This is a genomic window from Agrobacterium sp. MA01 (assembly GCF_009650195.1).
Taxonomy (GTDB): domain Bacteria; phylum Pseudomonadota; class Alphaproteobacteria; order Rhizobiales; family Rhizobiaceae; genus Allorhizobium.
Window position 1 is genome coordinate 656,321 of record NZ_CP045854.1, and the last position, 11,898, is coordinate 668,218.

The window sequence follows — 11,898 nt, forward strand, 5'->3', positions numbered from 1 at the left end:
CTTTGGGGCGAAATCGCGCAGATGGTTCCCAACAGACTAGGAATGAGAAAAAGGCCGCAAACATGACGGAATCCAACGAAAACAAGCAGCTTCTCCATCTCGTTTTTGGCGGTGAATTGTCAAACCTTGAACAGGTGCAGTTCCGTGATCTGACCAAGCTCGATATCGTCGGCATTTTCCCGGACTATGCCAGCGCGCTTGTCGCCTGGAAGGCGAAGGCACAGGAGACGGTCGACAACGCCCATATGCGTTACTTCATCGTCCACATGCACCGGATGCTCAATCCTTCAGAGAAGTAAGGACGGGTTGGCGGCCACCGGGCCGCCGTCGCATTCGACCTCTAATGGTCACGGTTTCAACTCAGTCTTCTTGCATCTCTCTTGTTGCGTAGCGACGCCTCCTGAACGGGAAGAACGGCATTGTCGATGAAGATGAGCAGGTTTGATCGATGGCACTGAGCGACGGTCTCGCATCCCTTGCTCTGACGTCCTACGGCTGGCTGGGCCTTGCAGCCTATCCGCTGTCACGCCCCCTGCTTGCCTATCGGGCCGCCAAGGGCAAGGAAGACCGCGCCCGCCGCAGCGAACGCTTTGGCCATGCGAGCCTTGCCCGACCCGCCGGTCCGCTGGTCTGGATCCACGCCGCAAGCGTCGGTGAAACGACGGCCGTCGTCGCCCTGATGCGCGAGCTGCGCCGTCGTGACATTCATGTACTCTTGACCACCGGCACGGTCACCTCGGCGGAAGTCGCAAAGAACCGCCTCGGCGACATGGTCCTGCACCAGTATGTGCCGCTCGACCTTCTCCCCTGCATCCGTCGTTTCCTCGACTACTGGCAGCCGGATGTTGCAATCGGTGTCGAATCCGAGATCTGGCCGACAACGCTTGCCGAACTGCATCGGCGGCATATCCCGCAGATACTGGTCAATGCCCGTATGTCCGATCGGTCCTTCGATCGCTGGAAGCGCCATCCCTCGATCGCCGAAACCCTGTTTGGCAAACTGGCGCTGGTGATTGCCCAGTCCGACCTCGATGCAGAACGCTTCCGTGATCTGGCCGCCTGGCCGGTCAGCGTGTCGGGCAATATCAAGGTCGACAGCGACGCGCCGCCCTGCGATGAGCAGGTGCTGGAGCGCTACCGCCAGCAGATCGGCGACCGCAAGACCTGGGCGGCGATCTCGACTTTCGAGGGCGAAGAGAAGATCGCCTCCATGGTCCACCGGGCGCTCAAGGCCCATACCGGCATGCTGACCGTTCTGGTGCCGCGCCATCCCGACCGCTGCGACGAGATCGAGGCCATGCTGGTCGAAAAGGGTCTGGTGGTCGCGCGCCGCACGCGCGGCGATGTGATCACGCCCGAGACCGACGTATTCCTCGGCGACACCATCGGCGAGATGGGGCTTTATCTACGCCTGACGGAGGTCGCATTCGTCGGCCGTTCGCTCTCCGCCGAAGGTGGTCAGAACCCGCTGGAGCCGGCCATGCTCGGCTGCGCCGTGCTGTCGGGCCCGCAGGTCAGCAATTTCCGCGAAAGCTACCAGCGCCTCGTGCGCAAGGGCTCGGCCCGCATCGTTCGTGATGCCGAAATGCTGGCCAAGGCCGTCCACTTTCTGCTCAACAACGAAGTCGCCCGCTCCAAGATGATTGACGCCGGCCTTGAGAGCATGCAGGAAATGCGCGGTGCGCTGACGACGACCCTCAAGGGGCTAGAACCCTATATCAGCCCTCTCTCCGTCAAGGCCAAGCTCGAGCCGCGCGCTGCGGGCCAGAGCTGACACTCACCTCAGGACCTCTTTCATGAACGACAAACCCCGGATTGCCGGCATCCTGTTCGACAAGGACGGGACGCTGCTCGATTTTGACGCGAGCTGGGGACCGGTCAACCGGGAAGTGGCCCTGATGGCGGCGGATGGTGATCAATCATTGGCCGATGCGTTGCTTCTGGCTTGCGGCATGGACCCGGTGTCCGGCGACATCGTGCCTGACAGCCTGTTTGCGGCCGGCAATACGGTCGAGATCGCCGAAGGCATGATTGCGGCGGGTTCGCCCATTGCGCTCAACGTTCTGGTGCCGAAGATCGACGCGTGCTTCGCCAAGGCCGCCGAGTTCTCCGTGCCGGTTACAGAGCTTCAACCGCTCTTTGCCCGTCTGCATGGCAAGGGCCTTCGCCTCGGGATTGCCTCCAGCGACAACGAACGCTCGATCCGGGTTGCTGCCGAACGGTTCGGCATCATGCCATTCGTGGACTACATCGCCGGTTATGACAGCGGCCACGGCAAGAAGCCGGAGGCCGGCATGGTGCTCGGCTTTTGCGCGGCAACGGGTCTTGCCCCGTCGGAAGTCGCCGTCGTCGGCGACAACAATCACGATCTGCACATGGGGCTGAATGCCGGTGCCGGCTTGAAGATCGGTGTCCTCTCAGGAACCGGCTCGCGAGAAACGCTGACCCTTCACTCTGACATGATCTTGGGCGATATCTCGGGGCTCGAAGCGCTTTTTGCCTGAGACACGCCGTGCCATTTCGGCACGCTCGCGCTTGACCATCAAGCGTTGCAATGGTTCTTGTTCCGCCGGTAAGGAGGCGTCCGCGGGGCGCTGAGGTCACGACAGGGACAAGAATGGTATCCGAGGCACCGCCCTTCTGGTGGACAAAGACCGGCTGGCAGGCAATCTGCCTCTATCCGCTCTCCTTCGCCTATGGCCGCATTTCCGGTGCCGTCATGCGCCATCGCCGCCGGCATGTCTTATCCGTCCCCGTTATCTGCGTGGGCAACTTTACCGTCGGCGGCGCCGGCAAGACGCCGACCGCGATCGCGATCGCCAGGGCCGCGAAGGCGCGTGGACTGAAGCCCGGTTTTCTCAGCCGTGGTTACGGTGGCTCTCTCGATGTAACGACGGTCGTCGACCCGCATCATCATCGTTCGACGGCCGTTGGTGACGAGCCCTTGCTGCTCGCCCGCGAGGCGCTGACGGTCATCTCCCGCCGGCGGGTTGCCGGGGCCGAGAAGCTGGTAGCCGAGGGTGCCGATATCATCATCATGGATGACGGCTTCCAGAGTGCGCGCCTCATGGTCGACTACGCCCTGATTGTCATCGACAGCCAGCGTGGCATCGGCAATGGCTGGGTCGTTCCGTCGGGCCCTGTGCGTGCCCCGATCGGCATCCAGATGCGCCACCTTGATGCGATCCTGAAGGTCGGCAAGGGCGACGCCGCCGACCAGTTCGTCCGCAAGGCATCCCGCAGCGGCAAGCCGGTCCTGGTCGCCAATGTCGTGCCGAGCACCGGCCGCGAACTCGTCGGTTTATCCGTGCTTGCCTATGCCGGCATCGCCGACCCCAACAAATTCTATCGGACCTTGGGCGAGCTCGGCGCCGTCATCGCCGATCGTCAGGATTTTCCCGATCACCATCACCTCGCCGAGGACGAGATATCGGATCTCATCGCTCGCGCCGAAAGACAGGGCCTGCAACTCGTCACGACGGCCAAGGACAGCGTCCGCCTGTCAGGCGGTCATGGACGTTCGGAGGAGCTTCGGGAAAAATCGAGGGTCGTCGATGTCGACATGCTCTTCGACGACCCGAAGGCGCCGGACCTGATCATCGACCGGGCAATCGAAGCCTGCAGACGCAGGCGTCTCGGCAAGAAGGCCTGAGGCTCAGCGCCGCTGGTTGGGCAGCGCGCCCGCGCGCTTCTCGGCTTCGAGTGATGCTGCTGCATCCGCGTAAGGCTCCTGCCGGACGACGCTCCAGTAGCGTAGTTCATCGACCAGCACGGGCCGTCCGGTGATCGCGCAGGTGACGAAGGTCCCCGGTGTCAGGATCTGGAAATCGGCATCGAGATAGCGGATCTTGGCCTCGCGGTTTCCGCCGCCTTCGAAACGGTTCATCACTCTTCTCCTGCGCCGCGTGTCACGGAACTGCAATACAGCGCCCTCCGGGCGATTGAAAGATGGCTCGCCGTAAAACCCACCATCTGCGGCGGCTCAGCTACGTCCGAACAGCCGTTCGATATCAGAGAGCTTGAGTTCCACATAGGTGGGTCGTCCATGATTGCACTGGCCGGAGCCCGGCGTCTGCTCCATCTGGCGCAGAAGCGCGTTCATTTCCTCGACCCGAAGCCGCCGGCCTGATCGCACCGAACCATGGCAGGCCATGGTCGCCGCGACATGTTCGAGCTTGGCCGACAGCCGGTCGGCCGTATCCCATTCGGCGATTTCGTCGGCGAGATCGCGCACCAGCTGCGTCGCGTCCATTTCGCCGAGCATCGCCGGTGTCTCACGCACCGCGATTGCGCCCGGGCCGAAGCGTTCGATTGCAAGCCCCAGCTGTTCCAGGCTTTCCGCATGGGTCATCAGCCGGTCGCAGTCTTCTTCCGGCAGGTCGACGATCTCAGGGATGAGCAGACCCTGCGAGGGGAGCCGTCGGCCCGTCAACGCCTTGCGCATCTGCTCGAAGACCAGGCGTTCATGAGCGGCATGCTGGTCGACGATGACGAGCCCGTCCTCCGTCTGAGCGACGATATAGTTGGCATGCACCTGTGCCCGCGCTGCACCCAGCGGATAGTTCGAGATTGCCTCGACAGAAGCGCTTGCGGGGGCAGGGGCGGTCACGACCGGTTCGCTGCGGGCGGTCGGCACGGACATGCTGTCGAATGCTGCCTGCGCCGCCTCGCCAAAACCGCGCGCAGACGGTGCGGCAGCTGCCGCAAATCCGCCGCCAAAGCTCGGCGCACCGCCATAAAGAGGCCGAGACGGGGAACTGGCTGGAGACCACGCCTGTGACGGCTGCGGCGAGAACCCGGGCCGGAAGGCGCGCAGCATGCCGCCGGCACCCGTTGTTGCCGCCCGGTCGCCTTCGCGCTGCAGGGATTGTCGGATGGCCCCGACGATCAGGCCGCGCACCAGGGCCGGGTCACGGAAACGCACATCCGACTTCGCCGGATGCACGTTGACGTCGACCAGCGCCGGGTCCAGCGTCAATGAGAGCACCGCCACCGGATAACGTCCCTGCGGGATCGTCTCGGCATAGGCGCCGCGAATGGCCGACAGGATCTGCTTGTCCTGCACGGGGCGGCCGTTGACGAATGCATATTGATGGGCGGAGTTGCCCCGATTGAAGGTCGGCACGCCGGCAAAGCCTGTGAGCCGCACATCCTCCCGCTCGGCATCGAGCTCGATCGCATTGTCCTTGAAATCGGCACCCAGTATCTGGGCGATGCGCGCCAGATGATCGTCGCCGGTGCCGGGAAATTCGAGTGTCGAACGGTCCGTTCCCGAGAGCACGAAGCGGATCGCCGGAAAGGCAATCGCCATGCGCTTGACGATCTCGGTGATCGCGCCGGCTTCCGCCTTTTCCGTCTTCATGAATTTCAGCCGCGCCGGTGTCGCGAAGAACAGATCACGCACCTCGACCGTCGTGCCGGGATTGGCTGCTGCCGGGCGCACGTCCCCCACCTTGCCGCCGACCACGGCGATCTCGGCGCCGCTGTCGGCGCCGGCCGGACGGCTGGTGATCGTCAGCTTGGCGACCGAGCCGATCGAGGGCAGGGCCTCGCCCCGGAAGCCGAGCGAGCGGATGTCGAACAAGGTTTCGTTGAGCTTCGACGTGCAGTGCCGCCGGATCGCAAGCGCAAGATCCTCAGGCCCCATGCCGCAGCCATTGTCGATGACGCGCAGCAGCGTCTTGCCGCCGCCAGCCGTTGCCACCTCGATCCGGGTGGCGCCTGCGTCAATCGCATTCTCGATCAATTCCTTCGCCGCACTGGCCGGTCTTTCGATGACCTCGCCGGCGGCGATCTGGTTGATGAGCGTTTCGGAGAGCTGCTTGATGATCATGAACCCATTTTCGCGGATTCTTGGCTGCGACGAAAGACGAAATCGTAAGTGCGTGCGGACGATGTCCATCATTAAGCGGGCCTTAACGGAATGTCTCTAATCTGAACAATGACTTGCAATGTCTCTGAGCGCAGGTCCGCTGGCAGCGGAATGAGGACACAGCCGCGGTGTCTCTCGTGTGGGTTCCCGCCAGAAGCATGGTTCGGCATGTCTCCGTTATGGCATCAGCCCCACAAAAGTCTCGTTGCGTTCAGCAACGAGGTTCCAAGAGGCAGCAGTGTGAGCGAGTTTCCACCGGCCCCCGACCAGGACAAGAGACGGCAGGGGCACGACAATCCGTCGGCTGAAGCTGCGCTCGATGCTGCCCTGTTGGATGCGGTGTCCGAGGCCTTCTCCTCCGCCTTCATTGTCTATGATCGCAACGATCATCTGATCTTTGCCAGCCGCAGCGCCCGTCAGTTCCTGCCGCTTCCGGCCTCCTTCTTCGAGCCCGGCACGCGCCTGAGAGACATTCTCGGCGCCGCCTATGACCTCGGCCTGCGCCAGGCGGCGAGCGGCCAGTCGGAGGCGATTCTCAGTCGCGAGGAATGGCTGACCCGCCAGATCGCCGCCCACTGGAAGGAACGCTACGAAATTCAGTCCTGCGACGACAGCAAGCGCTGGACCCGGTTCTCCAAGCGTCGTCTGCCCTCCGGTTTCGGCTTCTGCGTCATGAGCGACATCACGGAGCAGAAGCGTCGGGAAGAGCAGTGGCGCGCTGATATCGAGCGCGTCCAGCTCACCGAAGAAATCCTCGACAATCTTGCCCATCCTGTCTTCGTTCAGGACCGCAACCTTCAGCTGGTAGCGGTCAACAAGGTCTTCTGCTCGGCTATCTCCGTCGGCGCCGACAACGCGCTGGGCGGCACGATCGCGTCCTTGTTCGAGGCAGAGGTCGCCGCGCGCCTCGCAACGGTTTCTCGTCAAGTGCTGGAAACCGGTCTCACATCCTCGCTGACCCTGCCCATGCGTCTCTACGGAGATCTACCGCGGCCGATCCTCCTGCATGTCCAGCGGGTCGGGACGCCCGGCCGCTACCTGATTGTCTCGAGCCTTGGCGAAGTCGGCAGTGGCGCTGACATGCAGTCATACCCGGCCGAAATGCCTGAGACGCGCGAATATGAGGATGGTGGATACGCCGCGCTTGACGGACGGTTGAACGGCCGCAAGGCATTGCTCATCACCGGCGATCGCGAATTTGAGGCGCGCGCGCTGGAGATCCTGCAACTCCTCGGCCTCGACAGTTGCTGTGTGCGCAATGATGAAGAACTCGATGCCTTTCTGTCCGTGGCCCGCTCGGTGGGTGTGGTCATCGACCTTGCCATCGTCGATGTCGACCTCGACATGCAGTGCCTGGAGCTGCTTCAGGCCGTCGATATCGATTATCTGACGCTGGCGGAAAACGAAATCGCCACGGATCTGGCCTTTACCGTCCTCGATCGCATGACCGCCTTGCAGGCGCGACCATCTCCAGCGGACGACTGGGAAATCACCACTGAGGACGGTCCCGCACCACCGGAGTTCCCCTCGGCAATCCCGCCGCAGACGATGGCAAGGCCAGCTCCGGTGAAGGTCTCACCACCACGCCAGCCCTCTCTCGTGCTCGTGGCCGAAGACAACGAGATCAACCAGATCGTCTTTTCGCAGATCCTCGAAGGTCTGGGCTATGCCTATCGCATCTGCGCCGACGGCGAAGCGGCGGTAAACCTCTGCTCTGAACTCAAACCGGCCATCGTGCTCATGGATGTGACGCTGCCGGGTCTGAACGGCTTCGAGGCGGCCCGCCGCATCCGCCAGTCCCCGGGGGACACATCGCTTCCGACGCCGATCATCGGTGTTCTCGCCCAGGCCTTCGACAGGGACCGCGAAGCCTGCTTCGCATCGGGCATGAACGAGGTCATCCTGAAGCCGCTAAGCCCTGATGTCGTCGATCAGGCCATTCGCCGCCTCGTTCCCGATATCGCAAGACTGGCGTCCACAGCCTGACCCGATACCCGATTTTTGGGGTGCCTGCGGCCGCCGCTTTACATGCATCGATATGATAATTTTAATGTTTTGGACCCATTCTGGGACGTGTGAAAGAACCGTACCAGGAAGCATGAATGGGTGCCGCCGGAATCGTCTCTGACCCCATGGGCCAGAGCGACCACAAGACGACAGGCTACAGCGACCGCTTGACCGGCCTTGGCAATCGCCATCGGCTGGGCGACAAGGTGCGCCAGCTTGCAGCCGACCGCGCGTCCGACCCTGCCCCTTTCACCGTCGGCATCGTCAATCTCGACGGCTTCAAACCGATCAACGACCTGTTCGGCCAGGCCGCAGGCGACGAGATCCTCTGCCAGGTCGCTCATCGCCTGAAGGCCTGCGTGCCCGACGGTGCGACGGTGACCCGTCACGATGGCGATGAGTTTGCCATCGTCCTGCCGCTGGTCTTCGAGCGTATTGGTGCGGAGCGCGCCGGCCAGTTGATCAAGGATGTGCTGTCCGCGCCTTACGATCTCGGTGACCGCAATGTGCGCCTCTCCGCCTCCCTCGGATTTGCCGTCTATCCTTTTGCAGGCGAGGATTTCGAAGAGCTGATGAAGAGTGCCGAGACGGCGCTTTACCGCTCCAAGCGTCGTGGCCGTGGCCAGATCACCGTCTATTCCCGCGAGATCGCTCAGGAGATGAAACAGGCGACGCAGCTCGAACAGGCGCTGCGCAATGCCATCATCAACGATACGGTGGACGTCCACTTCCAGCCGATCGTGCGGCTGCGCGACAACCGCATCGTCGGCTTCGAGGCGCTGGCCCGCTGGATCGATCCCGATCTCGGCTTCGTCTCGCCTGCCGTCTTCGTGCCGCTCGCCGAAGAGCGCGGTTTCATCGACACGCTGTCCGAGACGCTTTTGCGCAAGGCAGCCGAAGCGACGCTCGCCTGGCCGCGTGATCTCTTCCTGTCCTTCAATCTCTCCTCGGTCCAGCTGATGGACCTTAGGACCTCGTTCAATACGCTATCGATCCTGAACAGCGTCGGCTTTGACCCGCGCCGCCTTGAGATGGAAATCACCGAGACGGCGGTGATGTCCTCGGCCGATACGGCACGGCGCATCATCAAGGAATTGAAGGACGCCGGCATACGCATTTCGCTCGACGATTTCGGCACGGGCCAGTCGAGCCTTGGCCGTCTGCGCGAATTCACCTTCGACAAGGTGAAGATCGACCGCGCCTTCGTCTCGGCCATCACCACGGACCGCACCTCCGAACATATCATCAAGGCGATCGTCAGCATGTGCGAGGGCCTCGATCTCGAAGTGGTCGCCGAAGGCATCGAGACGGAGGCCGAAGCCCAGAAGCTGCGCGAACTCGGTTGCGGCATGGGGCAGGGCTATTATTTCGGCAAGCCGGTCGATGCTGCCGCCACCCTGCGCTACCTCGCCGAGAACCACCACGACTTCGCGCTCGTCGACCGCGCTTCCGCCTGATCCTCTGTTCCCTCAGGTCTGTCTCAGCAACCAGTCGCGCACGCGTGTCGCCGCCGCACTGAGTTCACGCGACCTCGGCCAGACGACATGGAAGGCCTGGCCGGTCCGGAGCGCATGGCCACCCACTTCGACGAGTTGCCCTTGCTCGATCAGCCGCTCGACCAGATGCCGCCAGCCAAGCGAAATGCCCTGGCCGGCGAGTACCGCCTGGATGACCAGAACATAATCGTTGATCGCCAGCCGCCGCCCGGTCGGCCGATAGTCGATGCCGGCCGAGGCAAACCATTCCGGCCAGCTGCAAGCCTGGCGCACGGGCTCTTCCAGCCAGATCAACCGGTGCCTCGCGATCGCCTCGGGACTGTCCGGCAAGCCGTTCGCCTCGACAAAGGCGGGGCTCGCCACCGCCGTCACGATCTCCGGCGCCAGTTCGGCGGAGTGGTAGTGCGGCCAGTCCTTGGGGTTGCCACCCCGCACCCCGAGCGGAATGTCCTCCTCGTCGAGGTCGAGATCCCGCACGCTGGTCTGGATTCGCAGATCGATATCGGGCAGATCGTCCCTGAGGGCGGAAAGGCGCGGCAGCATCCACATTGAAGCAAAGGCAGTCGAGGCGGCAAGCGTCACATTCACCTCGCGCCCCTTCATCCGGATTTCCTCCGCCGCCCGGCCGATCCGAGAGAGCCCGGCCGATACGTCGGCATGAAAACGCTCGCCGACCTCCGTCAGGCGGGCTGCCCGATGCTGCCGCTCGAACAGCTGCGTCCCGAGCTGCTGTTCAAGCCCACGGATGGCATAGGAGACCGCCACCTGCGACATGCCGAGTTCTTCCGCCGCCCGGGTGAAGTTCTCGTGTCGCCCGGCCGCTTCGAAGATCACCAGCGCATTGGCCGAGGGGATGAGGCTGCGAAATGTTGTCATAAGTTGAGCTTATTGCATCTCCAGCAATTTTCCAGCGTCACAGCCAATTTGTCTTGAACTACCTTGCGATAAAACGAGGGGAAGCGTCATGGACCAGGCACTTGCGGAAAACACGGGCACGCGCAGGCAGCGATCGGCTCGACGAGGGGGAGCCTTGGTCTCGCCTCTGGTGGTTCCGTACATCCGACGCAACATCCCGACCTACGACATCCTGTCGGAAGAAAACCTCGAGCGGATCGAAGCGGTGGCCGATCGCATCCTCGCCGAGATCGGTATCGAGTTCCGTGACGATCCGGCAGCGCTTGAACTCTGGCGCAAGGCGGGCGCCGAGATGGATGGGCTACGGGTGCGGTTCCCGAAGGGCATGCTGCGCGAAATCCTGAGCTCGGCCCCGGCAACCTTCACCCAGCATGCGCGCAATCCCGCAAACAACGTCGAGATCGGCGGCAACGCCGTCGTCTTCTCGCCGGCCTATGGCTCGCCCTTCGTCATGGACCTCGACAAGGGTCGCCGCTACGGCACCATTGAGGACTTCCGCAACCTCATCAAACTCGCCCAGTCATCGCCCTGGCTGCACCATTCCGGCGGCACGATCTGCGAACCGGTCGATGTGCCCGTCAACAAGCGCCACCTCGACATGGTCTACAGCCATATCAAGTATTCCGACCGCCCCTTCATGGGCTCGGTCACGGCAGAAGAGCGCGCCGAGGAATCGATCGAAATGGCCCGCATCCTCTTCGGTGCTGACTTCGTGGACCGGAACTGCGTCATCCTCGGCAATGTCAACGTCAACTCGCCGCTGGTCTGGGACGGCACCATGACGAAGGCACTGCGCGCCTATGCGCGGGCCAACCAGGCGGCCGTCATCGTGCCCTTCATCCTCGGCGGCGCCATGGGGCCGGTCACCAATGCCGGGGCCATTGCCCAGTCGCTCGCCGAAACCATGGCCGGCTGCGCGCTCACCCAGCTGGAGCGCCGTGGCGCACCCGTCATCTTCGGCAACTTCCTCTCCTCGATGTCGCTGCGCTCGGGTTCGCCGACCTTCGGCACGCCGGAACCGGCGATCGGCTCCATGGTGATCGGTCAGCTCGCCCGCCGGCTAAAACTGCCGCTGCGCTGTGCTGGAAACTTCTCCAATTCCAAGCTGCCGGATGCCCAGGCCATGCAGGAGGGCGTCATGTCGATGATGTCGGCAGTGCATTGTGGCGCAAACTTCATCCTGCATTCGGCCGGTTTCGTCGATGGACTGCTCGCCATGTCCTACGAGAAGTTCGTGATGGACACCGACTTCTGCGGCGCCCTGCATTCATACCTCGCCGGCGTCGTCGTCGACGACAACACACTTGCCATGGATGCCTTCGAAGAGGTCGGTCCGGGCAGTCATTTCTTGGGCTCCGCCCACACCATGCGCAACTACCAGACCGCCTTCTGGGATTCAGGCCTCTCGGACAACGAGCCTTTCGAAAAGTGGTCGGAAGCCGGTTCAACCGACATGGCGACGCGTGCCAATGCCCGCTGGAAAAAGACGCTCGCCGAATACGAAGCGCCGCCTTTGGATGTCGCCATCGACGAGGCGCTTCTAGACTATGTGGATCGCACAAAGCGCGCCAAGCCGGACGCCTGGTATTGAACGGGAACGCATGACGA

General features: G+C 63.0%; 10 protein-coding genes. 7 read left to right on the plus strand and 3 right to left on the minus strand.

Going from position 1 to position 11,898, the window contains the following annotated elements:
- Positions 1 to 62 precede the first annotated feature (62 nt).
- From GH983_RS03035 to lpxK, 4 genes are all read left to right on the plus strand, one after another.
- A complete protein-coding gene (locus GH983_RS03035) occupies positions 63 to 299 on the plus strand; it encodes a DUF4170 domain-containing protein (protein WP_153761579.1) in 237 nt (78 codons plus the stop codon).
- Positions 300 to 454: 155 nt separating this feature from the next.
- Complete coding sequence (gene waaA / locus GH983_RS03040) at positions 455 to 1,774, plus strand: lipid IV(A) 3-deoxy-D-manno-octulosonic acid transferase (RefSeq protein WP_194842823.1); 1,320 nt, start codon at positions 455 to 457, stop codon at positions 1,772 to 1,774.
- A gap of 22 nt (positions 1,775 to 1,796) precedes the next feature.
- Positions 1,797 to 2,504 (plus strand): HAD family hydrolase, encoded by a 708-nt coding sequence (locus GH983_RS03045; protein WP_153761581.1) that lies wholly within the window; start codon positions 1,797 to 1,799, stop codon positions 2,502 to 2,504.
- Between the two features lie 113 nt (positions 2,505 to 2,617).
- Complete coding sequence (lpxK, locus tag GH983_RS03050; protein WP_054148821.1) at positions 2,618 to 3,652, plus strand: tetraacyldisaccharide 4'-kinase; 1,035 nt, start codon at positions 2,618 to 2,620, stop codon at positions 3,650 to 3,652.
- Positions 3,653 to 3,655: 3 nt separating this feature from the next.
- Here the strand turns inward: lpxK and GH983_RS03055 are convergent, their stop codons facing one another.
- Together GH983_RS03055 and mutL are read right to left on the minus strand one after the other, a co-directional pair.
- Positions 3,656 to 3,886, minus strand: a complete 231-nt coding sequence (locus GH983_RS03055) for a DUF2093 domain-containing protein (protein ID WP_054148822.1) — start codon at positions 3,884 to 3,886, stop codon at positions 3,656 to 3,658.
- A gap of 96 nt (positions 3,887 to 3,982) precedes the next feature.
- Complete coding sequence (mutL, locus tag GH983_RS03060; protein ID WP_153761582.1) at positions 3,983 to 5,833, minus strand: DNA mismatch repair endonuclease MutL; 1,851 nt, start codon at positions 5,831 to 5,833, stop codon at positions 3,983 to 3,985.
- A gap of 279 nt (positions 5,834 to 6,112) precedes the next feature.
- Between mutL and GH983_RS03065 the strand changes: the two genes are divergently transcribed.
- Both GH983_RS03065 and GH983_RS03070 read left to right on the plus strand, forming a co-directional pair.
- The gene (locus tag GH983_RS03065; RefSeq protein ID WP_153761583.1) at positions 6,113 to 7,858 is read left to right on the plus strand and encodes a response regulator; all 1,746 of its coding nucleotides are present in this window, start codon (positions 6,113 to 6,115) and stop codon (positions 7,856 to 7,858) included.
- Positions 7,859 to 7,974: 116 nt separating this feature from the next.
- Positions 7,975 to 9,336, plus strand: coding sequence for a bifunctional diguanylate cyclase/phosphodiesterase (locus GH983_RS03070; protein ID WP_054148825.1), 1,362 nt, complete (start codon positions 7,975 to 7,977; stop codon positions 9,334 to 9,336).
- A 12-nt stretch (positions 9,337 to 9,348) separates the two neighbouring features.
- Here the strand turns inward: GH983_RS03070 and GH983_RS03075 are convergent, their stop codons facing one another.
- Positions 9,349 to 10,251, minus strand: a complete 903-nt coding sequence (locus tag GH983_RS03075; RefSeq protein ID WP_153761584.1) for a LysR substrate-binding domain-containing protein — start codon at positions 10,249 to 10,251, stop codon at positions 9,349 to 9,351.
- 88 nt (positions 10,252 to 10,339) lie between these two features.
- Between GH983_RS03075 and GH983_RS03080 the strand changes: the two genes are divergently transcribed.
- Positions 10,340 to 11,881 carry a trimethylamine methyltransferase family protein gene (locus GH983_RS03080; RefSeq protein WP_153761585.1) on the plus strand — a complete coding sequence of 514 codons (1,542 nt, stop codon included), beginning with the start codon at positions 10,340 to 10,342 and terminating at the stop codon, positions 11,879 to 11,881.
- Positions 11,882 to 11,898: the final 17 nt, after the last annotated feature.

Excerpts from the sequence above, each read along its gene's own strand:
- GH983_RS03035 (WP_153761579.1), top strand. The coding sequence starts at position 63 with ATGACGGAATCCAACGAAAACAAGCAGCTTCTCCATCTCGTTTTTGGC.
- GH983_RS03045 (WP_153761581.1), top strand. The coding sequence starts at position 1,797 with ATGAACGACAAACCCCGGATTGCCGGCATCCTGTTCGACAAGGACGGG.
- lpxK (WP_054148821.1), top strand. The coding sequence starts at position 2,618 with ATGGTATCCGAGGCACCGCCCTTCTGGTGGACAAAGACCGGCTGGCAG.
- GH983_RS03055 (WP_054148822.1), bottom strand. The coding sequence starts at position 3,886 with ATGAACCGTTTCGAAGGCGGCGGAAACCGCGAGGCCAAGATCCGCTAT.
- mutL (WP_153761582.1), bottom strand. The coding sequence starts at position 5,833 with ATGATCATCAAGCAGCTCTCCGAAACGCTCATCAACCAGATCGCCGCC.
- GH983_RS03070 (WP_054148825.1), top strand. The coding sequence starts at position 7,975 with ATGGGTGCCGCCGGAATCGTCTCTGACCCCATGGGCCAGAGCGACCAC.
- GH983_RS03075 (WP_153761584.1), bottom strand. The coding sequence starts at position 10,251 with ATGACAACATTTCGCAGCCTCATCCCCTCGGCCAATGCGCTGGTGATC.
- GH983_RS03080 (WP_153761585.1), top strand. The coding sequence starts at position 10,340 with ATGGACCAGGCACTTGCGGAAAACACGGGCACGCGCAGGCAGCGATCG.